Genomic DNA, 23,258 nt, shown 5'->3' on the forward strand with positions numbered 1-23,258 from the left:
GAAAGGGAACACAAACCACGAATGCACGAACAGTCGGGGCCGGATAACGGCCCCGATTGTCTTGCGCTTCAGAATTCTCCCGCCGCGACCACTTCCTCTTCCAGCATATCAAGTATTCGTGCCGTCAGACGGGCGTATTCAGGATTGCTCCGGTCCCGTGGATGTCCAAGCCCGACATCGATCACTTCGCGAATCCTGCCCGGCCGGGAAGTCATGACCACGATGCGGTCGGCCAGATACACGGCCTCGTCAACGCTGTGAGTGACCAGAATCACGGTCTTTCTCGTCTCCCGCCAGATGCGGAGCAGCTCTTTTTGCATAAGGATGCGCGTATGGGCATCAAGGGCGCCAAAGGGTTCGTCCATGAGCAGGACCTGCGGGTCCGTGGCCAGGGCCCGCGCAATGGCCACCCTCTGCCGCATGCCCCCGGACAGTTCGTACGGAAAAGCCTCGGCAAATCGGGTCATGCCGACCAGGCCGAGATAATGCATGGCAAGCTCGATCCGCGCCGCCTTTTTTTCCTCCAAGAATTCAAGTCCCAGGCAGACATTGTCGCGCACGGTGCGCCAGGGCAAAACCGAATATTCCTGAAAAACCATGCCCACGTCCCGGTGCGGACGATCAAGGGGACGATCGTTGTAGGTGGTCTGTCCGCCGTCGGCCCGCTCCAAGCCTGAAATGATCCGCAGCAATGTGGATTTGCCGCATCCCGACGGCCCGACAATGCACACGAACTCACCCCGGCCAATCCCGAGGCTGGCCTTTTCCAGCGCGGCGACAGCCAGGCCGCGTTCAGTGACGAAGGATTTACTTACTTCGTCGATATGTACGATATGGTTCATCAATTACCTCGCGAGCCGCTGCCACGAAAAGCACCGGCGTTCGATCCGACGGAACAGCCAGTCCATGAGCGCCCCGGTCAGGCCGATGCTGAACATCCCGGCGACGACGATATCCGTCGATGCCATGGTGTAGGCATGGGTGATCAGATACCCGACTCCCGAGATGCTCCCCGGGAGCATCTCGGCCGAAACCAGACACATCCATGCCACGCCAAGACCGATACGCATGCCGTTGACCATGGACGGCAGGGCCGCCGGGAGCAGAATCTTGCGAAAAATATCAAACTCTCCGGCACCGAGCACGCGGGCGGTGTCGATGAAAACGCGGTTGACGTTGCGCACGCCGTGGATGCTGCTGGTCAGCACCGGGTAGAAGGCTCCGATGAAGATGATGAATATCATCGAATACTTGAAATTGTTGAGATAAACAAACCACGGCCCCCGATCCACCCCGAAGAGATCGGCGAAGCTCGCGATTCCGAACCAGGCCATGACCAGGGGCACCCAGGCCAGAGGCGGAATGGGACGAAAAAGATTCAGGAAATCTCCGAACATGGTGTGCACCGAGACGTAGTATCCCATGGCGATACCGAGCGGAATCGCGACCAGAACGGCCACGATATAGCCGAGCAGCACCCGGAACAGGCTGACCACTATATTGGTGATCAGGGAGCCCATGCTCAGCAGGTCTTCGTTCGGATGAAAAAGCAACTCGGCGACTTCTCCCACCGTGGGCAGGATGACCTTGTTTCCGATCATGAGTGCAGCCCACGACCAGAGGGCAAGAAAGGCGAGAACAGTTGCAAGCGAAAGAACGCGATGAAAAGAGCTGTGCATTGTCAAATTCCGGGGCAGCCGCCGATTCCCGTGCGACGGGAGTCGGCAGCCGATGTTAGTTTTTGCTCAGGAAGCTGAAATCAAAGAGCTTGTCTTTGACTTCAGCGAGGCTCTTGCCTTTGAGTTCGCCTCGGAACTTGTTCATCGAGTTCAGGATATCAAGATAGGTGCCCTGGCCGAGCATCCAGTTTTCCGAGGGCTCGGTCGTGTAGATGATGGTGGATTTCTGCACCGCTTCAGCCGGGGAACCCGTCCAGCCGGCGAGAATCCCACCTTCCTCGGGCTTGTGCTCGTTGCACCAGTGACCGGATTTGGTCAAAAGCTCGACCGTCTTGCGCAGAACCTCGGGATGTTCGGCGATGACCGCATCCCGGGCCGCCATGACGCAGCAGGGGAAATTGTGCCAGGCTCCGGCCGGAGGAAGGTCGCGCAGATCAAGGGCGATGTGGCCGACCTTCTTGAGCTCCGAGACCTCGGGGTGCGGCGCGGGTCCGACCCAGGCATCGACCTGGCCGCTGGTCAGCGCGGGAATGAAATTGGAGGTGGATTTCAAATCGACCAGCAGGACATCGGCGTCCTGCGCGGTTGCGTCCTGAGTGACCTTGAGACCGGCCTTCTGCAAGGCGCCTTCAATGATGATGCGCGGAGCGCTGGTGGGAGAATGGTAGCCGATCTTCACGGGTTGCTCGGAAGCGCGGATGTATTCAGCGACCTGATCCCAGCCCTTGAGCGTACTCTGGGGCGGAAACACGAGCCCCATCCCGTCGACATGCGTCGGGCAGAGCATCTTCATGGGCGTGCCCTGGTCTATCCCGGCCATGATGGCCGTACCCGAGGCAAGGGCGATGTCCATGTTCCCCTGGGCAAACATGGTTGTCGTTTCGGAGCCGCTCTTGTTCACGATGATGTTGAAAAGAGCCAGGGGCTTGTCGCCGTCCATGAGCTCATACTTCAGCTTGTCCACCACGGGACGCAGGTGGACCCCGAACTCCTTGAATTCCTCGTTTTGTGCCATGGCCACGATGAAGGGGCTATGGTGCGTGGTGAAGATGTAGCCCACGTTCAGAACGGGAAGCTTTTCTTCGGCCATGGACGGCCCCGCGGACAGGATTGCCGCCAGGACCAGGAACAGGCCAAAAATGCGTTTGAACCGCAACACCGACAAAGACATGCGTGTCATGAACCTCTCCTCTCATTACTGTTGGTTATTGAATTCCTTCCAGAAACGCTTCGATGCGGGTCCGGATTTGCTCGGCGTCGGATTCGGAATAGCCTGTTTCGATTTGCAGAAACGGCACTTCCAGCCCTTCGGCCCTTTCTCGGACGACCTGGGATTCGACATTGAATCCGTGACACCCCTGCCAGGTCAGATCGATGATGCCGTGGATGTCGAAATCGCGGCATAAGGCTTCGACTGTCCGCAACCGACCGGGATTGGGGGTCATGCACGCGCAGGGAATCTCAAGGTATCGTCTGCCCACGTTCCCGAAAAGATCCCGTTCGATTTGCACCGGGCTGTCCAGCCCCTTCATCCCGCTGCAATTGTCCAGGCAGACAACCACCGCCCCGCTTTCCTCGATCAGTTGCAGGACCTTGTGAGACCCCTTGCCGACCGGGGTGCCGGTCAGGAGGATTCTGAACCGACGATCGGAAGTCGTCCCGGTGGCGCTTTTTCGCAGCTTCAGAAGTTCGTCCCGCAGCTCGCGCAGGGCGGCAAGATACGGCGCGGCCTCGACCATGAAGCTCTTGCTTTCCAGCACCGGCAGAAGCTGCATGCCGGTCAGCAGAGGCGGACCGTCAGCATTGATGCGCACGATCTCCCACATCAGGGCGCGGACGGCGTTCCCGATCTCGACCTCTTCCCGCAAACGCCCGGCGGTGATGGGCACGCCGCCGTGGGCCGTCAGATATTCTCCCAGCCGCTCCGTTTCGGCGTTCCAGAATCGAAGAGCGCTCCCCAGGGACTGATCATAGGGCAGATGCATGAGGTGCATGGGTTTAATCCTGCCCAGGAACTCGTACATCTTCTTTTTTCCGTCGCAGGTGGTTTCCGCGATGATGAAGTCGGCCGCGGAGAAGAATGGACAGGTGTCGGTTTTGGCGTAGCCATAGCTGGACTTGATGAGAGGACAGAGACTGGCCGGTAGCACCGCCTCGGCCGCCTGGATGGGAGCCTGGCGCTTGCCGCAAAGCCCGATGGGCACGCACCCGGCGGCCCGGATGATCTCAAGGGGCGCGTAGATACAGTAGACCCCGGCAATGGGCCTGCCATCTTCCCGCGCCGCTTCAAGGGCCGCCAGACAGTGTTCGCTGAATTTTTCGAAGAACTGCAATGCCGATGCGACCGAGCCGGAGGCTTTCAGTTTTCGTGTCACACTATCTCCTGTAGTATTGGCTAAAAAATGCTATTAGTTACAAGCATATGCAAAGAAAATTCAAATACAGGCTCTAGCCGCTAATTGGCGATCCGTCCAATTTGATCTGAGAATATATGTCCGGAAGATGTATTGATTTCGCAAATATATGAACAAAAACCGGCGTCATTTCGAACCGGGGCCTCATGGCCCGTTCGAGCGGTCATTGAAAAATACACAGGCGCGTATGGAGAAAATCCAATCACCGATCGGAAATTTCGATTCCAGATCGCGAAAGACATAGATTTTTTCATTTTGACAGGCGGATTTGAAAACGATCAAAGCTTGCTGATGGGTATGAAAGTCGAGCAAATTCTTGAGCAGGGTTCCGGAGCCCAGAACGAAGACTATCTGATCATGGATCACAACATCTTCGGCGTCTTCGACGGCGCTACCAGCCTTACCGATGCCTGCTTCGAAGAGGGCAAAAGCGGAGGCTGCATGGCGTCCTCCATTGCGGGGCAGGTTTTCCTGCGCAACCACCACCCTCTCGTCAGATTGGGAGCCGAAGCCAATGACTCGATCCGGGCCCGGATGGAGCGCTCTCAGATCGACCTGTCCCGTCGCTGCGGATTGTGGAGCACCAGCGCTGCGGTGGTCAGGCTTGGGGACGGCGAAATCGAATGGTTTCAGACCGGGGATTCACAGGTGGTTTTCATCGACAGGGACGGCGGATACAAGGTCGCGGCCAGACGCGAGGACCACGATTATCCGACCTTGAGCATGATCAGTGAGCGGGGCCGCTCCCATCCCGAGGTGCAGAGGCTGGTCGAGAAGATACGCCAGGGCATGAACCGTGATTACGGTGTGCTCAACGGGGAGAGGGAGGCGGAAAGGTTCTTCCGCACAGGCACGGAACCGGCCTGCAACATTAAAACCGTGCTGCTGTTCACCGATGGGCTTGATGTTCCGTGCCCTGCGCCGAAAAAGTACAAGGATTTTTCATGCCTTGTGAGCATGGCCGCCGAATTGGGCCTGGAAGGTCTTCGCGATCACGTGCGAGGTCAGGAGGCGGCCGATCCCGACATCGAGCGTTATCCGCGCTTCAAGAAACACGACGACATCGCCGCCATCGCGATACATTTCTAGCAATCACCTGTCTTCCAGAGCCTGCCTGTACACGGCTTCGACCCTGGCGAAGATGCCTTCCCAAGTGTATGACCCCGTGATTTTCCGGATATAGTCCTGATCCGGCTCCACCTTGTTCATCACATCGGCCATGCTCGCCCGCAACGCCTCGGCCAGCCGTTGTTCAAGCAGCGGCTCATCGGCCCTGTACGGCCTGTCCACGGTCTCAAGATCCGGCAGTTCCACCATGCGCACCATGCTCGGGTGGGGCACCGCGAAAAGCTCTTTGGCCCCCGGCAGATCCGTGGTGACAATGCGGCAGCCGCACGCCATGGCCTCCAGCAGAACCAGAGGAAGTCCCTCGAAAAAAGACGGGAGCACAAAGACGGCACAGCGACGCATCAGGCCACCCAACGCCTCATGGGAGAGGACGCCATGAACCGTGACCCGCTGACCATGGCTGGCGGCCAGTTCCAGACACAAGTCCTTTTCCGGCCCGCTGCCTGCGCCCACAAGATGGAGGTGCCAGGGAGCCTCAACACTTTTCAGGCTTCTCAGCAGCCATGGCACGCCCTTGGATGAGTCGAGCTTGCCCGCGTAGAGAAACTGAACGGCGTCCGCATCCGACTCATCTTCCTCGGCATAAAAGCACAACTCGTTGTATCCACCGCTTATGACGTCCACCCTGTCGGGATCGATGCCCAGCAATTCGACGATGTCCGTCTTCTGCTGCCCGAAGAGGGCGATGATCCGGTCGATGCCGCGCAAAGCCCCCTTGAGCGAATCGCCCAGCTCCGGACACAGGCGATGCTGGCGCAGACACGAACCGTGACAGGTGGTCACCAGCGGCACCTGGGGCGCGACCTCGCGGGCCACGGCCGAGGCCAGCCACAGATGGTTGGAGTGGATGACGTCGGGCGCGAAATCGGCAATGGCGGAACCGATGACCCTGGCGAAGGCCATCCTGTACTCGATGATCTGCAACTTGGTCAGGGCGGAACAGACCGTGCTTGGGTAGGGCATGACATCGCTCATGCCCATGATCGGAAAACCTATGTCCTGGCCCTCGAAACGGACCAGGCGGCAAAATTCGTGTCGTATCAGCGATTCGGGCAGTTCAAAGTCGGCGGAAACGCCCGCGATAAGAAATGGCTCATGCCCGTTGATTCGGCCTTGCCGGATCATCTCCTGGACGTATTTGCCGCTGCCCGTATAGTCGGGCATCTGGCTGAGAATATGAAGAATTCGCATGCCCTGCCTTATAGCAGGATACGCTACGAATATCCATGCACAGAGCGATGACGAGCTGGTTTTCCAGCGTCTCCCTACCTGTCAAAGATCACAAACTCGTCTCCGCATCGCGCATGGCAAGATCCAGTGCCTCGGGCAGGAAAGGGAGCAGTTCTGCCACGCCGAAGGCGGGGGTGGGATTGGCCAGAACACCTAAATACCGGTTGGCCAGTGCTGCCGTCCGGCACGCCTTGGTCATGTCCATTCCGGAGGCCAGCAGCGCCGTAACCAGACCGGTCAAGGTGTCGCCTGTGCCGCCGATGGGCTCCATGGCCGGAGTATCGGGCTCACTCAACCGCGACACGATACGTCCGCCGTCAACCACATAGTCTGTTTGTCCCTTGACCAGGAGATGACGAGCCGCGTTCGCGCTGGCAAAAGCCGCATCAATCAGTTCCGGAATCATCGATTCCTCCTGAAGCAGAAATCCCCTCGTGTAGAAGGGATGGGGGGCGACCTCATCGGCCAGAAAGGCCATCTCCCCGGCATCCGGTGTGAACAGGTCGTAATGATCGGCATAGCCGCTCATTTTGGCCGCGTACATGAACCCCGCGTCAGCCACCAACAGAGGACGCTCGGCGAGCTCCTCCAGACCCCACAGAATTTTGTTGTGCCAGACGACATCAGGCATGAGATAGTGAAAGGTCACTCCGGCATGCCGAATCCGCTCGAGATTTTCCACCAGATGCTTATAAAGGGCGCGGCTGCCCTCCCCCGAACCGGTATCTCCGATGATCAGTGCTTCGGGCGGGTCGATGCCAAGCGCGCGGGCCGCAACAAAGGCCGTTGCCATAAGAGCCGGAGTTCCCCTGGCCACGCTGACGTTAGCGCCAAGCACCTCCATGGCCCGCTCCTGAACAGTGTAGGGTCCCCATGCCAATCTGAAATCAGCCCTTGGGACAGTGCCTACAATTAACCACGACATTGACGTCGCGCCTCATCAAAAGCCAATTGCAGAGCATAGCCGCACAGAGTTTGCCCCAAAGAGCGGGGCTCGGGCGCCGCATCGAGGGTCTGTCCCACCAGCATGTCGGCCAGATATGGCACGTCCGGGCACCCACCGCCGGACACGTTGACGATACGTCGGTCCCGGCGGTCCACGGTGATCTTCATGTTGGCGGCCCGGACCATCAGGTACGACCCCAATTCCTTGGTCTGGAACAGGGACACGGGTTCAAGCAGGTGATCCTGGGCGACGGCTACCCGCAAGGGCTGAAGATTCCGCTCTGCCAGCACCTCCCGTACCCGCATTTCCTGCACCAGGGAAAACTCGACGACCATGTCGCAACCCTGACGCAAATCCGGAGGCGGCCCCTTGACCGCGACCTCCAGACCCGACTGGCGCAATGCCTCCTCGGCCCGGATAACCTCGCCCGTGCTCGGATAGAGAAGCATCCCTTTTTCAGAGAGGCCGCGAACCGGGGGGGCCTTGCGGGACAGAAGCCCCCGCAGCCAGTTCATGACTTCGTCAGGGACAATCTGAATTCCCCTCCATCAAGCTCAACCTCGGCCACGCTCCAACCCTGACTCTGCGCGGCACGAGAAACATTTTCCCGGCTGGCCTCGTTATCCACGACCACCTCGATTTCCCCGGAACCGTTTGCGCGCATGGCCTGCATGGCCATGAGCACCGGCTGGGGGCACGACAAACCTTTGGCGTCAACTACCTGTTTCATCTCCACTCCCCCCCTATTTTCGATTTGTGAACCCGATGAACATCAGTACGATCAGGCAGATAACGACCGCCTCGACTCCGTAAGGGCCGATACCATTGGGCGAACTGGCCAGCCCGAAATTGTGGGCGATTCCTGCGCCTGCCAGAGATCCCAATACGAATATCCCCGCGTCGCTATTGCCTTCGCCGGACATGAAAAGCTGCCTGCCGGGACATCCACCCGCCAAGGCAAATGCCAGACCGGCCACAAGCATCCCCGCGAAATTCCAGAACCACATGGTGTGCGCCACCGGCTGGCCTTCAAACCCGGGATTGAATTGGCCAAGAATGACGTTGGCGATCAAAGCGGTGATCAAAAGCGAAAGAAAACCGAACATGAGATACCACTGCCTGAAAAGCAGAACGTCGCGAATGGCGCCCATGGTGCAAAACCGGCTGCGTTGTGCCAGAAAACCGATACCCAGGCCCGCGCCAAGTGAAAGGAAAAGAGGTGCGTAGGCCGCTCCGGGACCTTTGAGGGAGTACCAGAGCACGCCGCTCTGGGCTTCTCCGGCCACTGGCGGAAAAAGCAGCCGCAAAGCCAGAAGGCCTAGCATGAGCAGAGGCATGAGCAGCCCCGTGCCGATGGACTGGGACTGGGCTCGCCCCAAATTAAAGCCATTCTTGAAGAAAATCGTACCTATCCAGACACCGGTAACAAGGCCCAAGAGCCCGAACAAGGCATTACCGTCGCCTCCGGCCAGTCGAAGTATCACCCGCCACGGGCATCCCAGGAAAACCAGCGCTCCGATCATGGCGATCATGCCCAAGATAAAACGCGCCAGCGGAGCCGACCCCCCATTAGGCTTGAATTCCTTGAAAGCCAGGGCCGCCACGAAAGACCCAAGCACGAAGCCGATAATCTCGGGGCGCATGTACTGCACCACGGCGGCTCGGTGCAGACCTATGGCGCCAGCAATGTCGCGTCCGAAACAGGCCACGCAAATGGCCATGTTCGCAGGATTGCCGGACTTCTGCAAAAATGCGGCGACTACCCCGATCACAGCACCTACGGCCACAATCCCCGCAGTCGTGGCAAAGACATTCTTCACTCCACGTGCCATCACTCTCCCCCTTTGAGGTTACAGTTCCTTCGGCTCTCCAACGCCAACAACCAGCGGGCACGGCAACTCGTCGGGCGAGTAGACGTGTTCTTCCCCGCACAGCGGACACGCCACTGTGACCGTCCCTTGCAAACGCTTGTTTCCCTCATGGTCAAGGCTTACAGTCTCGCAACCCGACATCTCCCACCGATCTGTTCGAAAAACATCGCGTATCACCGGACAAAAAAAGCAAAGTTCCACAATGTCTCCATGCATGAGCAATGATCCATTGCAGAACCTATTATTATAAATGTATTTATGTCCAATAGCCTTTATCAATCCATAGCTTACATATGTATTGACTAATCTTTTCAAGGCATCGATGAATAATATCATACGAAAACAGTCTGAAATAGACGAAACTTTTTCATCAACCAGAAAAAGAACGACACATGTATGAGGAATTACGTGATTTAAAGCATGATAAAGCGATATGATGTAGCAGATAGGATTGAAGTCAAAAATAAAATAAAACTAACAGCTTTGTAAAAATGCATTAATTTTTAATCAATTTTACAAACTATAATCAAGCCTGTTTAAAAGAAGTATGAAGCAATTTATATGCACAAAATATATTGTCGCAACATTCAGATAGATTTCAAAAAAACTCTTGATGAACGTGCATGACAATTATCTGATACAGATCATCGCGCTGCGGGCCAGGACGGAGATCAGCGATGAGTCATTGAGCATCGAGTAAAACTGCTCACAAAAGCAGCAATGACCTAATGTCAGACCGATACGTACCTTCGAACTTGAATTTCACTTGGCCACGCTTGGAATGTTCAATGACGATATTGTGGTCGAAGACTCGAACATCGCGCAAGAAAAATTCGAAGTCGTCAACGGCCAGCGCCTCGGCCTACCCGAACTGCTACGCAAAGGTTTCGTGAGCCGCCTGCTAGGCGCACGAGGCCCTGACAAGCAGGAAAAACAGGCGTAACACCTGAAAACACCATGGACGGAGAAAACATACTCAGACTCGGGGCCTTCATACTGACGGCCATGCTCATGGCCGCCCTTGAAATCGCCCGGCCTCGCAGACGGCCCGATCCGGACCGCAAGGGTCGCTGGGTGGGGAATCTCGGCGTGGTGGCCGTGTCCACGCTGCTCGCACGCCTCGTTTTCCCCGTTGTGCCCATGGCTCTGGCCGCCACGCTCCGGGATCAGGACCTGGGAATCTTTCCCGCACTCGGTATGCCCCTGGCCGCGGAAATCGTTCTGGGCATCCTCATCCTGGACCTGGCCATGTACGGCCAGCACCGCGCCTTCCATGCCTGGCGGCCCCTGTGGAGGCTGCACCGCATGCACCATGCGGACACCTTTTTCGATTTCTCCACCGGGGTTCGCTTCCACCCCTTGGAAATCCTCATCTCCATGGCCTTCAAACTCGCCCTGGTGGCACTGTTTGCACCGCCTCCCCTGGCCGTTCTGGCCTTCGAGATCATCCTCAACAGCGCAGCGATGTTCAACCACGCCAACTTCTTCCTGCCTCTCCCCCTGGACCGTATCCTGCGCCTCGCGCTGGTCACGCCGGACATGCACCGCATCCACCACTCCATCGACGGCAGGGAAATGAACAGAAACTTCGGCTTCAGCTTTCCCTGGTGGGACCGGATTTTCTCGACCTACCAGGACCAGCCCGCCGGGGGCCACGAGAACATGCCGCTGGGCCTGAATATTTTTCGTGATTCCAAATACCGATCCTTGTTTCAGATGCTGGCCATGCCTTTTACGAATCCCAGTTCAGGACGCAAGAAATAAGCACGCCTTCCGACCTGCGGCCGGCCGCTGAAAACCTTTTTCGAGACTTGGACCAAGCTTCCCGCCGTCTATGCCAAGCAAAACATTGCGGCAACGCGACACCACGACAAGTACCCGATCTGCCACGACTACCCGATTTTCCGGACTTCACTGATCCGGTAAATTTCGCCTTGACAGCAATTCGCGCTTGACTCTTGTACGGCAAGCTGTGCTATGTATCTCACAATATCTCCGCCGTATATCTTCAATGTATTGATTTTTATATACTTTATAATTTCACCCTTCTTTTAATGAACCAACGCATTTTCATATTGGCAGCAACATGGTCACACGCATGCGCTTGAGACCTACACTCCCCTTCCGACACATTCCGTGCTGTTCGCCAAGCCCGAAAACCCTCTCACGTTCAACATCTTGAGGAGTGCGGTATGGAGCGGAAAAAAATCTTTTTGATCGTGCTGGCGTTTGTGGTCGCAGTCTTCACGCTAGGCTGCGGGAGCGAAAAGCCGGTGGATGTCAAGGCCGTCATGTCCCAACCCAAGACCTTTGTCGGGTCCGAGACCTGCCGGGGCTGTCACCTCGAACACTACGACTCGTGGAAAATGACCCTGCACAGCAGGATGCTCATCGACGTAAGCAAGAACCCCAACGCCTTCGTGGTCGAGTGGAACAAGGAAACGATCCGGACCGACCTGGAAAAAATCAAAGCCAAGCTCAAGGTTCCTCTTGAAGAGGTTTACATCCCGGAAAAAAGCGAAGTTCTCTACGTCATCGGAACGCAGTGGAAGCAGCGCTACGTGCTGAAGAAGGGTGACATGTTTGTAGTCGCTCCGGTGCAGTACAATGTCGCATCCAAGCGGTGGGTCAATTATTACGACGACGCCTGGGACAAGCGCGACTGGCTGGTCCGTTGCGGCGGATGCCACGCCACCGGCGTCGACCTGAAGGCCTACACGTTCACGGAGGAATCCATCGGATGCGAGGCCTGTCACGGAGCAGGTTCCAGGCACGCAGCCCTGCCGCGGACGGCGCTCTTCGAGAAACGCGACACCATCGTGCACCCGGCCAAGATGACCGCCGGGGTCGCAGTGCAGATCTGTGGATCCTGCCATACGCGTGGCAACTCGAAAGACCCCGACTTCAAGGATGCTGGCTGGCCCGTGGGCTACGAACCAGGCATGACACTGGAGCCGATCTACCAGAACTCCTACGAGAAGGCCGACATGCGGAGGCTGTATCCGGACTTCGCATCCCGCTCACACCATCAGCAGTACATCGACTGGATGCAATCCAAACACGCCGTACAGGGCGTGACCTGCACCTCATGCCACTCCGTGCACCGCATCGGTATCGCTCCCACCCGCTTCCAGACCAAGGAAGCCGGGTCGAGCCAGTGTCTGAGCTGCCACTCCATGGTCAACGCCAACCGCGCGCACTCCATCCATTCCTTCGCCAACTGTCTGGGCTGCCATATGCCGCGCATCGCCAGCACGGCAGAGCCCAATGACATCCGGAGTCATACCTTCAACGCACGCGCGCCCATGGACACCATCGACAACCCCGATCTGCCCAACTCCTGCCAGATCTGCCATTACCACAAGAACGAGAGTGTGGAGGAGATGCAGCGCAAGTACGAAATCCTGACCCAACTGCCCAAGCCCCAGGGAATGATGATCCCGGCCGTCTCGCAGGATACCATCAAGCAGCGAACGGCAGCGGAGCCCACTACGAATCCGCAGTAGGCCCCAGAGGCATTACAACCCCGTGGGGGACACCATGTTGAAAACAACCGTACCGCTTCTACTCCTCCTGCTGGTCACCCTCCTGCCCGATCCGCTCCTCGGGCAGGAGGAACGCGCCTCCAGGTATTATCATTACCGCAGCACGGAAATGAGCACCGGAATCTACGAGGAGTACGAGGTCAAGCCCAGGAGCGCCCAGAACCGGGTCGAATCAATCACAGGCCAGGGACGGACCATCAGTCGGGTGGAATCCGAGGAGAACCGTGCACTCAGCCGACTTTTCCTGAACGATGCGCACCAGGGCCTAGCCTTTTACGAGCAGCGCCGCTGCGTGGACTGCCACACGCAGGAGGCGCGCAACAACCGTCACTTTGTCAGACACGGCATAACCTGCCGGCAATGTCACGGAGGAGAGCCCATCGCGAGCAGCAGCCATTTCTTCTCCAGGCTCAACTCCATCAGACAGCACACCCATGTCTGCGCAAAATGCCATGAAGGCGCTGGATACTCCTTCGCCCTCTATGCCGTGCATGAACCGACGCCAGCCAACAACGCCACCCTCGCCTCGATGCCGGTCCTCTATTACGCGTTCTGGATCATGATCGCCTTGGCCGTCGGCACGTTTGCGCTCTTCCTGCCCCACACGCTGCTCTGGGGAGTGCGTGAACTCTTTCTGAAAAAAACGAGGTCCCCAAATGAACAATGACGCCGGAAAACGAATCAAGCGGTTCACCGTGGCGCAGCGGCTGTTCCATCTGGTGCTCATGGTGACCTTTCTCCTCCAGGCCGCAACCGGCCTGGCCAGGATGTACAACGAGACGGCCTGGGGGCAGAGCCTGGCCAGCCTGTTCGGGGGATTCCAGGCGGCCCTGACCGTGCATATCCATGTCGGCATCCTCATGGTCTGCGCCTTCGCCCTGCACATCCTGTACGCCGTGGCCGTCATCCTTAAAAAAGGTCCAGCCGCGACCCTCGCCGGACCGGATTCACTGCTGCCAAGACCGGCGGACTTCAAACAGTTTTTCCAGCATGTCGGCTGGATCCTTGGCGTGGCCAAGCACCCGCCGCTCGAACGTTGGGGATACTGGGAGAAGTTCGACTACTGGGCTGTGTTCTGGGGCATGATCGTTCTGGGAGCAACGGGACTTTTGCTGGCATACCCCCTCGCATCGAGCCGATTCATGCCCGGCTGGGGCTTGAACGTGGCATTTTGGGTGCACCGCATCGAAGCCTTGCTGGCCATGGGACATGTTTTCGTCATCCACTTCTTCATCGCGCACCTGCGGCGCAGCACCTTCCCCATGGACAGAACCATGTTCGAAGGCAGCGCCGATTTGCAGGATGTGCAGCATGAGCGTCCGGCTTGGCACGAACGCCTGAATGCATCCGGAAAGCTTGACGATATGGTCGTACACGAGGCCCCGCTTTACAGAAGGGCAATCTACATGACCGTGGGCTTTGCCGCTATCTGCGCTGGGGTCTATCTCCTGGTGGGCGGACTGATCCACGCAACGAACATCACCTGGTGATGAGACCAGGCTGAAACAGTACGGGCCGGTTTGATGTTTCAGACCGACCTCTCATCTTTTGCGCCCAGGACAAGGCAGCTTTCCAGCCATAAGATTTTTCGGTTTTTTTAAGTCCTCACCTCAGCGCTCACAAGATAATCCGTACCTAGATCACCCCCGTCGTCAGCACCTTGCGGCTGTAGTGCACGCCCAGAAAAGCCGAGAGGGTGGTGGCGATGAAGGCATCCTTGCCAAGACCCGCGCCAAGCAGGAAGACGCTGCGAAAGCCCCATGGTTGCCCGGCAGACCGCCGAAAGCGTTGCAAGCGGTCAAATTGCATTGTCTTCTGGGTGGTTATGCTCTAAATTGATTTATTGCGTATTTTTCACCAATACGAACGGTCCGAGTGCATTTACGGAAAATCAGAAACAAGATCTGCAGCGCCCCCCCTCGACCATACAAGGCCGTCCCCTACCGCATTGGCCCCTAAAGCGAGCGACTGACGGATAATAACCATGCCAGAAATCAGCATCTACCAGACCGAAAGCGGCGCCGTCGAAGTCCGTCTTGAGCAGGACACGGTGTGGCTGAATCAGGCGCAAATGGTCGCATTGTTCGGTCGCGACCAGTCGGTCATTTCACGGCATATTGGTAACATCTTCAAAGAGGGTGAATTGGTGCGGGAAAGCAATATGCAAAAAATGCATATTGCAAATTCAGACAAGCCAGTGGAATTCTTCAATCTTGATGTCATCATCTCGGTTGGCTACCGAGTCAAGTCCGTGCAGGGCACCCGTTTCCGCCAATGGGCCACCCGAACTCTGCGCGAGCACCTGACCCAAGGTTACACCCTGAACCGACAGCGCCTCGAAGCCAACGCCCGGGAATTGGAGGCCGCACTTCTCCTCGTGCGTAAAGCCGTGCACAGTCCAAATCTGCAGATCGACGCCGGACGAGGGTTGATCGAGATCATCACCCGCTACGCCCAGACCTTCCTGCTCCTGCAGCGCTATGATGAAGGTCTACTGACCGAACCTGTCCAACTCCCCGGCGGAGCGCTGCCAACGCTGGACACGGCCCGCGCCCTGGTGGCCGGTCTTAAGGCGGATCTCATGGCCCGGGGCGAGGCCACGAGCCTTTTCGCACAGGAACGCGGCGACGCCTTTGCCGCCCTGCTCGGCAATCTGGACCAGACCGTATTCGGCGAGCCCGCCTACCCTTCGGTGGAGGCCAAGGCCGCCCACCTGCTGTACTTCGTCATCAAGAACCACCCCTTTGCCGACGGCAACAAACGCTGTGGTGCATTCCTGTTCGTCGAGTTCCTGAGCCGCAACGGACGACTGCTGGGCGCCGACGGCGCCCCGGTGCTGAACGACATCGGCCTCGCCGCACTGGCCCTCCTGGTCGCGGAATCCGCCCCGGCCCAGAAGGAAACCATCATCCGCCTGATCATGAACATGCTGAGCACTGACGACGCATTATGAATTGCGTCATGCTCAGTCAAAATCCAGCACGCTTCATTGCCCACGATGTTCTTCAGAGCCCGGCCAACAGGAACAGCAAGATGGATCGCGGATAAAAACCCTCGAGAAACAACTGCCATTGATGAAGCCGGAGAGTTCGAGTGCACCTGCACCTGTCCCTGTTCGGACGGCGTCTGCAAGCATGCCGTGGCCACAAGGTCAAACGCCGTCTCATGCAGGAACTCGATACGTTGAACAAGATCGTGAGGCTGGTATGAACGCGCTAGTCCGCCACCTCCGACAGCCCCAGCCAGAAGCAGGCCAGGGCGGCAGGAATCTTCAGGGCCGAGCTTGAGGACGCCGTACGGGCGGATCGGGAAACGAGGAAGCGCGAAACCGGTATTTGCGGACTTTGAGCTTCCTCGTTGTCTTCTCCCACCATGCGAAGGCCCGAACTACCTTCGAACAGGCTGGAATAGCTTCCGCGACGGCTAGATCACCCCCGCAGCCAGCCCCCCGCCCAGCAGCAGGAGCATCACACCGACCAGTAGCCGTACCGTCTGGATCGTGATTTTCTTCAGCACCTTGCGGCTGTAATGCACCCCCAGGAAGGCCGATAGGGTCGCGGCGATGACAAGCCCCGCGTTGTCGGTGATCATGTGCGAACCGGACATGCCCGCGTAGACGCCAAGGCGGGTCACGTCGACCACGCAGGCCAGGACCACGCCCGTGGCGATGAAGGCGTCCTTGCCAAGGCCCGCGCCGAGCAGAAAGGCGCTGCGGAAGGCCCCCTGATTGCCCGACAGGCCGCCGAAAAACCCGCTGACGATCCCGCCCAAGGGGAGCCAGACCGGCGCGATGGCCTGCTTTTTTCCGCCGCGCAATTCCTGGGTGGCGAAAAAGACGATGAGCACGCCGACCAGAAGCTTGACCGGAGTGACGAAGAATTCGCCTCCGGCAAGCGAATAGGAGAAAAGCGGCTCAAGGTCTGAGACCCTGACCAGCAACCACGCACCTGCGAAGCTTGCGATCAGGGCGGGCAGGCCGAAGCGCAGGCTCACGCCCCAGTCGGCCTGGCGACCGAACAGGGCGAGTTTAAAGAGGTTGTTGGCGAAATGCACCACCGCCGTGACGGCCACAGCCGTCTCGATGGGAAAGAAGATGGCCATGACCGGCGTCAGCACCGTTCCGAGCCCGAAGCCCGAAAAGAGGGTCAGGCCGGACACGGCCAGGCTGGCCAGACAGATGACGAGATAATCCATGCTGTTTCCTTAAAAAAAATTCGTCAGGGTCTCTGCGGTCTTCCCGCAGGGACAGTTCCATTTATTTACATTCATTCCTGGTCCTTTACCACCGGGACCTTGACCTTCGTCAACGAAGGACGTGCTCCGGATAGCAGACATCGACGCCGGCACAAAGATCATTTCGGCCCCCGTGGAAAATGTGACAAATCCGCCCTTCCGAGCGTATATGACAATACATGGATAAACCGGACAACGACAGAGACGACGCCTGGGCCGTGGAGCGGACCTTGAGCGGCGACCGAGAAGCCTTCGCCGTCCTCGTCCGGCGGTATCAGGGACCCATCTTTCGCCTAATGCTTCGTTTTTCGCAGGATGAGTGCGACGCTGCGGAGATGGCCCAGGACGCCTTTGTCAGGGCCTACGAACGTCTGGCCGCCTACGATTCGCGCCGACGTTTCTTCACCTGGCTCTACACTCTGGCCCTGAACCTGGCTCGGGACCATGCGCGACGGCTTAAACGCGCTCCCCAGTGCCGACAGAACCTGGACACGACCCACGCCGATAAGGGCCGCGACCCGCTGGGCAGTCTCGAAGCCGCCAGGCTCCTCAACGTCCTGCGTGGCCTGCCGCCCAAATACGCCGAGGCCCTGGCGCTGCGGTACATCGAGGACATGCACCTGGAAGAGGTGGCCGAGACTCTGGGCCTGTCGATCAGCGGCGCCAAGATGCGCGTGCACAGGGGGCTGCGTATGATGCGGGAACATTTCGGAGAGGAAGAAAAATCATGAACAACGAGCATCAAAACAACACAGCGCAGGACAGACTCACGTCCGGCCTGCGTGGCCTGGGCGGCATGGACCCGGGAGCGGACTTCGCATCCTGCGTCATGGAGCGCATCGGCTCCGCGGCTCCCCTGCCCCTTCCGAAGCGCCGGTCGGAGCGCGTCCTCGACTGGCTCGCCAGACCACGCACCTTGCGAATTTCACCCCTGGCCGGTCTGGCCGCTGCGGCCTGTCTGCTGCTGTCCATGGGCCTGCTCCTCAAGCACGACTTCGGCGTCGGCAGTCAGGCACCGGAAGGTCTCGTCCCGGTGACCTTCGTTCTGGCGGCGCCATCGGCCAGGGAAGTGGCCGTCATCGGCAGCTTCAACGACTGGAACGCCGTCGGGTGGACCATGACCCGCGACCCGTCCCGGGGCCTGTGGACCCTTTCGTCGGCCCTGCCGTCCGGCAGTCACGAGTACGTCTTTCTCATCGACGGGACCACGCCCGTGGCCGATGTCACGGCCGCGCTCAACGTCGACGACGGCTTCGGCGGCCGCAACTCTGTTCTGCTGGTGAAAAGCGGCCATGACTCGATTCTCTAGAACCCTTCTCGTGTCCTTTCTTCTGGCTATCTGGCTTTTGGCACCATTCACAGCCGAGGCGTATCGCATTGAAAGCTCCCTTCGCCAGGCCCAGGAAGACGGCAGGCTGACGCCCGAGGAGGCGCAAGGCATTCAGGCCCGCATCGATCAGACCCGGGAACAAGGGCTGCCTTCGGCTCCCTTCGCTGCCAAGGTCGAGGAAGGTCTGGCCAAACACGTCCGCGCACAGGCCATCATCCACGCCCTGGACGTCATTCGCGGTGATTACGTCTTCGCCCGCGACACGCTCAGGCGAAACGGTGTCGAACCGACCCCAGACGACATCGCCCTGACCGGAGACAGCCTGAGGCTCGGTCTCACGCGACTGGAACTGACCGCAATGGCCGATTTGAACCCTCCGCCGCCCATGCTGGCCACGGCGGCCAGAACCAGGGCAGCCCTGAACGCCATCGACTTCCCCGCCCCCCTGTCCGACAAAATCGTGCGCCAGGGGCTTTCCCTCGGATCGCTGAAGCCCGGCTGGGAACGGCTCTTCCGGGTGGTGCAGCGCACCCGCGAGGTCGGCATTCCTGACGCTACAGTGGCCGACGCCGCTGCCCGGGTCCTGGCCGACGGCGGCAGTCCCGCTGAACTGTTGCAGGAGCTGGGTCTGACGGGCCGCGACACCCGGCACGAACCGGGCGCATCAAAATAATCTGTGACCTCATGGTCGCCCAAACGTATATTGGTTTGACATGAAAAACATCATCCGACTCCTCGCTCTTGTGCTACTGGCGACCTTCGTCCACGGCTGCGCGACCATGGATACGGCCGTCCGGAAAATCCAGAGGGAATACCATCAGGTTCAGGGACAATATTACCTGAACAGAGGCGATTTCGCTGCCGGACGCGCCGCCTTCGCCCCCAGGGTCGCCCAGTTTCCCGAAGATCCGGAGCTCAACTACTTCATGGCGCGCTTCGAACTGGGAACGGACAAGCCCGAAGCCGCGCTTCCCTTCATCCAGAAAGCCGTGAAGCTGTCCCGGGCCAACGCCGACTACCGGTTTTGGGAAGGCGTAACCTACTGGGCCCTCATGAAACCCGACAGGGAGCGGGCCGCCTATGAAAAAGCCCTGGACATCGATCCGGACCACCTCTCGGCGAACCTCTACCTCGCGCACAACATGCTCGACCGGGGCAAAAACGCCGAAGCCCTCCGGCTCTACGACAAGACGCTCTCCCTGAACCCGGAAGAGCCCCAGGCCATGTTCAACAGGGCCGTGGCCCTGGAGCGCATGAAACGTGACAGGGAGATGAAGCTGTCCGTGCACCGCTACCTGGAGATCTACCCGGACGCCCCCCTTGCGCGGCAGGGAGTCCGGATGCTGAACAAAGCCGGCGACTTCACGTGGCGCAACCACGTCATCGGCCCGCGCACCATCCCCCTGCGGGCCGTGGAGTTCCTGCCCGGTAGCGCGACACTGACCGAAAGCGCCGAAGCATCCCTGAAGAGCATCGGTGAAATCCTGTCCAAAAAGACGGACCTGAGCGTCCACGTCGTCGCCTACGTCAAGGGCGACAAGACCCTGGCCAGGCTGCGCGCCCTGGCCGTCAAAAATTTCGTTAGCCGCGAATACCCGAAAGTCGCCCCGGAACGCCTCGCGCCGAGCTGGTTCGACAAGCCCGAAAACATCAAAACGAGCGGCAGGACCCACAGCCTGACCCAGTCCGTCAACATCTTCACCAAGGTTCAATGATCCCAGGAGGTTTTACCATGAACAGCATCCTTCGTCTTCTTCTGTCCGGCCTCATCCTCGTGGCCCTTTCGGCCCTTCCGGTCCTGGCCCAGGCGGCGGATGAACCGACCGACGACCCCGACGCCGTGTCATCCCTGAGCAACCCGGCCCAGGCAGCCAAGGCGGAAGGTCTGGCTGCCGCCGCCACGGAAAAGGCCGCTGAAGCGCTCGACACGGCGATCGCTGAAGCCCAGGCCGCCTACGACTCAGCGGTCGCTGCCAATGATCCGGTCGCCACGGCACAGGCTGACGCAGACCTGACGGCAGCTAAAGAAGCTATGGCAAATGCAGCTGGCGTGAGCACCGCTGAAGTCGAAGCCATGCGCGCCGCAGGGCTTGGCTGGGGCGACATCGCCCATGAACTCGGCGTCCACCCCAGCACTATCGGCCAGAGCGTCGCGAACCAGAACCGCAACATGAACCACTTGGGCAAGGAATACGGCGTGACCGCCCGCAACACGGCCACGGGCAAGTCCTCCAAGGAGTCGGTCTCCAGCTCCGGCAAGAGCAACAATGCCGGTGGCAACGGCAAGGGCAATGCCGGCAGAAACTCTGGCGGGAATGGCAATGGAAATGCCGGCGGAAACGGAGGTGGTAACGGAGGCGGAAACGGCGGAGGTAACGGAGGCGGTAATGGTGGAGGAAACGGCGGCGGAAAGAAGTAGCACCCTTCGTCTTCGTTGATAATTGCTCAAGGGATCGGACAACTTGTCCGGTCCCTTTGCTTTTTGAGCGGGTCTTCCCCCGCGCGTTATGCGGAACAATCCATTATGTAACGGTCCAGCTGCAGGGCGAAAGCGGGGGCTTGCTGTTCGAGCTGATTGCGGGCTTCCGCCGTGAGTACGGCTATGCGGCATATCCCATCCGCTTCCATATGTTCCTTGGCGATGCAGGAACCGAAAGCCGCCTTGGGAGCGACAACGGTCCCGGCATCGTAATGCGCAAGACGGGAAGTCCTGTCCGTGGATCTGGAAGTTGCAGAACCCCACATGATCAGATGCATGCCTTCGTAGGCTGCCCCCTGTGCGACGATGACATCACCTTCTTCGTAGGAACGTTCCGTGAGCCACGGAGCCAGGTCTTCCACCAGCGCTTCAAAAATACTCAGCCTGTCCAGGTGGGCCATCATGTCGTCCACAGTCTGCTCGAAAAGGTTTTCTTTTGCTGACGCCTGAGTTTCCAGCATCTGCTCGAATTTTTCCAGGATGGTGTCTTCGCAAAGCTCAAGTCCCTGATCGAGATCTGCCGTGAAGCGAATCCCCTCCAGGACCGCTGGGGCAAGCGCTCGTGACAGCGTATCCTTGAAACGACTGGACGGGCTGGCAATCACGATCGGAATCATTGCCGTGTGCGCAGCCTGAATGACGCGCTGAAGGGCGTTGACGGAAGATACGTCAAATCCCGAAACGCCGGAAAAATCCAAGAGCATGCACCATGGCCGGGGAGTGACGCTCAGTCCGGCCTTGAGCTCTTCACTCAGGCGAGCGGCGGAGCCAAAGAACAGATAGCCGCTCAACTGGTATCCCTGCAGTCTGCTCCCGTTCGTCTGCAGGATGGTGCGCATGGGAATTGAACGGTTTTTGCAACTGTGCCGCATGGTGCCATTGAACCTTTCCCTGATGACATCGATCCTGCTGAAACGAATGACGAAAAGCACCGTGGTGATCAGCAGGCCGATTCCGACTCCCTTGAGGAATCCCAGAAGGCAGATGGACAGAAAAATGCTCCCCAGCACAAGATAATCCTGGAGGGGAAGCTTGCGGTACGTGCTGTAGAGCCAGTTATCCATGATATCGATGCCGAGGAAGACAAGCAGGCCGCCGAGAACAGGCAGGGGGAAGTATTCCAGTGCCGCGCCACCGGCAAAGAGAACCGTGGCCACAACGGCAGCGGCCACAAGCCCTGCCAGACGGGTGTAGGCTCCCGTCATCCGGCAGAGAAGGGAAAGCGAGAGCGCATGGGCTCCGGGGGAACTGCCGCCCAGTGCACTGGCAATGTTTGCCAGACCGACGTTACGAAATTCCTTGTTGAAATCGACGTCAACGCCTCCCCCGAGGTCGATGCCGCTCACGTTCAGTAGGAGCCCAATCAGGGTGACCAGAAAAACGGCACCCATGACAGGCAACTGGTCAAACACGACATCCCAGCGCACCATGCCAAGTTCGGCCGGGCTAAAGGCGGGCCAGAGGCCCGTGGCCGGCACGCCGGAAAGAAGAAAGCCGGTTGACCGGGCTTCGGCCAGTGACATCCCGGCGATCTGGAATGCAACATAATAGACCGCTGTCACGACCAGCAGCGATGCGGGAAGGATAAGAAAGTGCGGCCAGCGTTTCAGGACAAGCCAAAGAAGGATGGCATACAGGGCGCCTGGCCCCCACTTCAGAAGCGGTGATGCATCAAGCAGGCTCTTCATCGTGTCGAAATTGACGTCCATACCGCTCATGACCGAAAGGCCGCCCAGGGTGAGAAGCCATCCTCCGCCTGCCAGAAAGCCGCCTACAACAGGGTAGGGCATGAAGCGGAACAAGTTGGTCAGTCTGAAATGGCCGATGGCCGTAAGCGCCAGGCCAGTGGCGAGAGTAGCCGAACCGATGGAGGCGACCATGGTCATGAAAGTTGCTTCCGGCGACGCCATTCCCATGGCTGCGACTACCGAAGGACCCATCCCTGCGAGGACAGCCACCGGAGCATCCTGCGGCAAGCATATGACGGATCGGAAGGAACTGGTCAGGGCGAGGAGGATGCCCATCACAACCGCGCCGAAAAGCAGCAGCCCCGATGCCCGCGTCGCAAGCGGTGCGAGCGAGCCCGAAAAAATCATGGCGCTCAGGGAAACCTCGATGACGACAATGAGAACGCCAATGACACAGCCGAGAGCCAGCGCCGGGACTATTTTATGCGACAACAGGTCGTCCGCAAGTTCCTTGAGTAGTGATTTCATGCTCGTCTCCTCCAAGAAACATATTTCATGACAGGGCGTTAACGCAATGCATATTCGTTCGATCCAAAATAGCGCATGTTCTTCCTTGGCTGTGGGCAAGCCGCCACGGCATCTTGTCCGCCGCCCTTGTCGAGCGTTCCCGACAATAGGCCGGATCGTTTGGCCGCAAGGGTAATTCTTCGCTGGC

The 23,258-nt window shown here is 58.7% G+C and carries 26 protein-coding genes; 13 read left to right on the forward strand and 13 right to left on the reverse strand.

Annotated elements, in window-relative coordinates:
• Positions 1-68: 68 nt before the first annotated feature.
• From BMZ40_RS07060 to BMZ40_RS07075, 4 genes are all read right to left on the reverse strand, one after another.
• Positions 69-842 carry an ABC transporter ATP-binding protein gene (locus BMZ40_RS07060; protein ID WP_092373500.1) on the reverse strand — a complete coding sequence of 258 codons (774 nt, stop codon included), beginning with the start codon at positions 840-842 and terminating at the stop codon, positions 69-71.
• A gap of 3 nt (positions 843-845) precedes the next feature.
• Entirely contained in the window at positions 846-1,601 is a 756-nt protein-coding gene (locus BMZ40_RS07065) for an ABC transporter permease (protein ID WP_245751054.1), read from the reverse strand.
• Positions 1,602-1,734: 133 nt separating this feature from the next.
• Positions 1,735-2,859, reverse strand: a complete 1,125-nt coding sequence (locus BMZ40_RS07070; RefSeq protein ID WP_245751055.1) for an ABC transporter substrate-binding protein — start codon at positions 2,857-2,859, stop codon at positions 1,735-1,737.
• Positions 2,860-2,884: 25 nt separating this feature from the next.
• On the reverse strand, positions 2,885-4,054 hold the full coding sequence (locus tag BMZ40_RS07075; RefSeq protein WP_218143748.1) for a double-cubane-cluster-containing anaerobic reductase: 1,170 nt from the start codon (positions 4,052-4,054) through the stop codon (positions 2,885-2,887).
• 336 nt (positions 4,055-4,390) lie between these two features.
• Between BMZ40_RS07075 and BMZ40_RS07080 the strand changes: the two genes are divergently transcribed.
• The gene (locus BMZ40_RS07080) at positions 4,391-5,182 is read left to right on the forward strand and encodes a protein phosphatase 2C domain-containing protein (RefSeq protein ID WP_092373756.1); all 792 of its coding nucleotides are present in this window, start codon (positions 4,391-4,393) and stop codon (positions 5,180-5,182) included.
• Positions 5,183-5,185: 3 nt separating this feature from the next.
• Here BMZ40_RS07080 and BMZ40_RS07085 read toward each other — a convergent pair whose 3' ends face one another.
• The 5 genes from BMZ40_RS07085 to yedE all read right to left on the reverse strand — a co-directional run bounded on the left by BMZ40_RS07085 (position 5,186) and on the right by yedE (position 9,229).
• Positions 5,186-6,412, reverse strand: coding sequence for a glycosyltransferase family 4 protein (locus BMZ40_RS07085; RefSeq protein WP_092373502.1), 1,227 nt, complete (start codon positions 6,410-6,412; stop codon positions 5,186-5,188).
• Positions 6,413-6,500: 88 nt separating this feature from the next.
• Positions 6,501-7,295, reverse strand: coding sequence for an NAD(P)H-hydrate dehydratase (locus tag BMZ40_RS07090; protein WP_342707884.1), 795 nt, complete (start codon positions 7,293-7,295; stop codon positions 6,501-6,503).
• Positions 7,296-7,363: 68 nt separating this feature from the next.
• A complete protein-coding gene (locus BMZ40_RS07095; protein ID WP_092373506.1) occupies positions 7,364-7,912 on the reverse strand; it encodes a putative Se/S carrier protein in 549 nt (182 codons plus the stop codon).
• Complete coding sequence (locus BMZ40_RS07100; protein WP_092373508.1) at positions 7,909-8,127, reverse strand: sulfurtransferase TusA family protein; 219 nt, start codon at positions 8,125-8,127, stop codon at positions 7,909-7,911. The genes BMZ40_RS07095 and BMZ40_RS07100 overlap by 4 nt, the downstream gene beginning before the upstream one ends.
• Positions 8,128-8,140: 13 nt before the next feature.
• Positions 8,141-9,229, reverse strand: coding sequence for a YedE family putative selenium transporter (gene yedE / locus BMZ40_RS07105; protein WP_092373510.1), 1,089 nt, complete (start codon positions 9,227-9,229; stop codon positions 8,141-8,143).
• A gap of 805 nt (positions 9,230-10,034) precedes the next feature.
• Here yedE and BMZ40_RS19540 point away from each other — a divergent pair.
• From BMZ40_RS19540 to BMZ40_RS07125, 5 genes are all read left to right on the forward strand, one after another.
• Positions 10,035-10,211: a hypothetical protein gene (locus BMZ40_RS19540; protein ID WP_177193057.1), complete on the forward strand. Its 177-nt coding sequence runs from the start codon at positions 10,035-10,037 to the stop codon at positions 10,209-10,211.
• A gap of 14 nt (positions 10,212-10,225) precedes the next feature.
• The gene (locus tag BMZ40_RS07110; RefSeq protein ID WP_092373512.1) at positions 10,226-11,032 is read left to right on the forward strand and encodes a sterol desaturase family protein; all 807 of its coding nucleotides are present in this window, start codon (positions 10,226-10,228) and stop codon (positions 11,030-11,032) included.
• A gap of 428 nt (positions 11,033-11,460) precedes the next feature.
• Positions 11,461-12,774 carry a multiheme c-type cytochrome gene (locus BMZ40_RS07115; RefSeq protein WP_092373514.1) on the forward strand — a complete coding sequence of 438 codons (1,314 nt, stop codon included), beginning with the start codon at positions 11,461-11,463 and terminating at the stop codon, positions 12,772-12,774.
• A 34-nt stretch (positions 12,775-12,808) separates the two neighbouring features.
• Positions 12,809-13,480: a hypothetical protein gene (locus BMZ40_RS07120; protein WP_092373516.1), complete on the forward strand. Its 672-nt coding sequence runs from the start codon at positions 12,809-12,811 to the stop codon at positions 13,478-13,480.
• Positions 13,470-14,303 carry a formate dehydrogenase subunit gamma gene (locus tag BMZ40_RS07125; RefSeq protein WP_092373518.1) on the forward strand — a complete coding sequence of 278 codons (834 nt, stop codon included), beginning with the start codon at positions 13,470-13,472 and terminating at the stop codon, positions 14,301-14,303. The genes BMZ40_RS07120 and BMZ40_RS07125 overlap by 11 nt, the downstream gene beginning before the upstream one ends.
• Positions 14,304-14,448: 145 nt before the next feature.
• On the opposite strand, the gene BMZ40_RS19545 is transcribed toward BMZ40_RS07125, so the two are convergent.
• Positions 14,449-14,622, reverse strand: a complete 174-nt coding sequence (locus tag BMZ40_RS19545) for a hypothetical protein (RefSeq protein WP_177193058.1) — start codon at positions 14,620-14,622, stop codon at positions 14,449-14,451.
• 175 nt (positions 14,623-14,797) lie between these two features.
• On the opposite strand from BMZ40_RS19545, the gene BMZ40_RS07130 reads away from it, so the two are divergent.
• Positions 14,798-15,766, forward strand: a complete 969-nt coding sequence (locus BMZ40_RS07130; protein ID WP_092373520.1) for a virulence RhuM family protein/type II toxin-antitoxin system death-on-curing family toxin — start codon at positions 14,798-14,800, stop codon at positions 15,764-15,766.
• Between the two features lie 45 nt (positions 15,767-15,811).
• Positions 15,812-16,000, forward strand: a complete 189-nt coding sequence (locus BMZ40_RS20155; RefSeq protein ID WP_143075564.1) for an SWIM zinc finger family protein — start codon at positions 15,812-15,814, stop codon at positions 15,998-16,000.
• A gap of 28 nt (positions 16,001-16,028) precedes the next feature.
• On the opposite strand, the gene BMZ40_RS19550 is transcribed toward BMZ40_RS20155, so the two are convergent.
• Both BMZ40_RS19550 and BMZ40_RS07140 read right to left on the reverse strand, forming a co-directional pair.
• Entirely contained in the window at positions 16,029-16,187 is a 159-nt protein-coding gene (locus tag BMZ40_RS19550; protein ID WP_177193059.1) for a hypothetical protein, read from the reverse strand.
• A gap of 49 nt (positions 16,188-16,236) precedes the next feature.
• Positions 16,237-17,007: a sulfite exporter TauE/SafE family protein gene (locus BMZ40_RS07140; RefSeq protein WP_092373524.1), complete on the reverse strand. Its 771-nt coding sequence runs from the start codon at positions 17,005-17,007 to the stop codon at positions 16,237-16,239.
• Positions 17,008-17,225: 218 nt separating this feature from the next.
• Between BMZ40_RS07140 and BMZ40_RS07145 the strand changes: the two genes are divergently transcribed.
• From BMZ40_RS07145 to BMZ40_RS07165, 5 genes are read left to right on the forward strand one after another with little or no spacing between them, the layout of a single operon-like run.
• Entirely contained in the window at positions 17,226-17,777 is a 552-nt protein-coding gene (locus BMZ40_RS07145; RefSeq protein WP_092373526.1) for an RNA polymerase sigma factor, read from the forward strand.
• The gene (locus tag BMZ40_RS07150; protein ID WP_092373528.1) at positions 17,774-18,355 is read left to right on the forward strand and encodes an early set domain-containing protein; all 582 of its coding nucleotides are present in this window, start codon (positions 17,774-17,776) and stop codon (positions 18,353-18,355) included. The genes BMZ40_RS07145 and BMZ40_RS07150 overlap by 4 nt, the downstream gene beginning before the upstream one ends.
• Positions 18,339-19,049: a hypothetical protein gene (locus tag BMZ40_RS07155; protein ID WP_143075565.1), complete on the forward strand. Its 711-nt coding sequence runs from the start codon at positions 18,339-18,341 to the stop codon at positions 19,047-19,049. The genes BMZ40_RS07150 and BMZ40_RS07155 overlap by 17 nt, the downstream gene beginning before the upstream one ends.
• 40 nt (positions 19,050-19,089) lie before the next feature.
• Entirely contained in the window at positions 19,090-20,091 is a 1,002-nt protein-coding gene (locus BMZ40_RS07160) for a tetratricopeptide repeat protein (protein ID WP_092373532.1), read from the forward strand.
• Between the two features lie 17 nt (positions 20,092-20,108).
• The gene (locus BMZ40_RS07165; RefSeq protein ID WP_092373534.1) at positions 20,109-20,795 is read left to right on the forward strand and encodes a helix-turn-helix domain-containing protein; all 687 of its coding nucleotides are present in this window, start codon (positions 20,109-20,111) and stop codon (positions 20,793-20,795) included.
• Between the two features lie 86 nt (positions 20,796-20,881).
• On the opposite strand, the gene BMZ40_RS07170 is transcribed toward BMZ40_RS07165, so the two are convergent.
• Complete coding sequence (locus tag BMZ40_RS07170) at positions 20,882-23,071, reverse strand: SulP family inorganic anion transporter (protein ID WP_177193060.1); 2,190 nt, start codon at positions 23,069-23,071, stop codon at positions 20,882-20,884.
• Positions 23,072-23,258: the final 187 nt, after the last annotated feature.

Origin of the sequence: Desulfomicrobium apsheronum, assembly GCF_900114115.1 — a bacterium.
Classification (GTDB): Bacteria; Desulfobacterota; Desulfovibrionia; order Desulfovibrionales; family Desulfomicrobiaceae; genus Desulfomicrobium; species Desulfomicrobium apsheronum.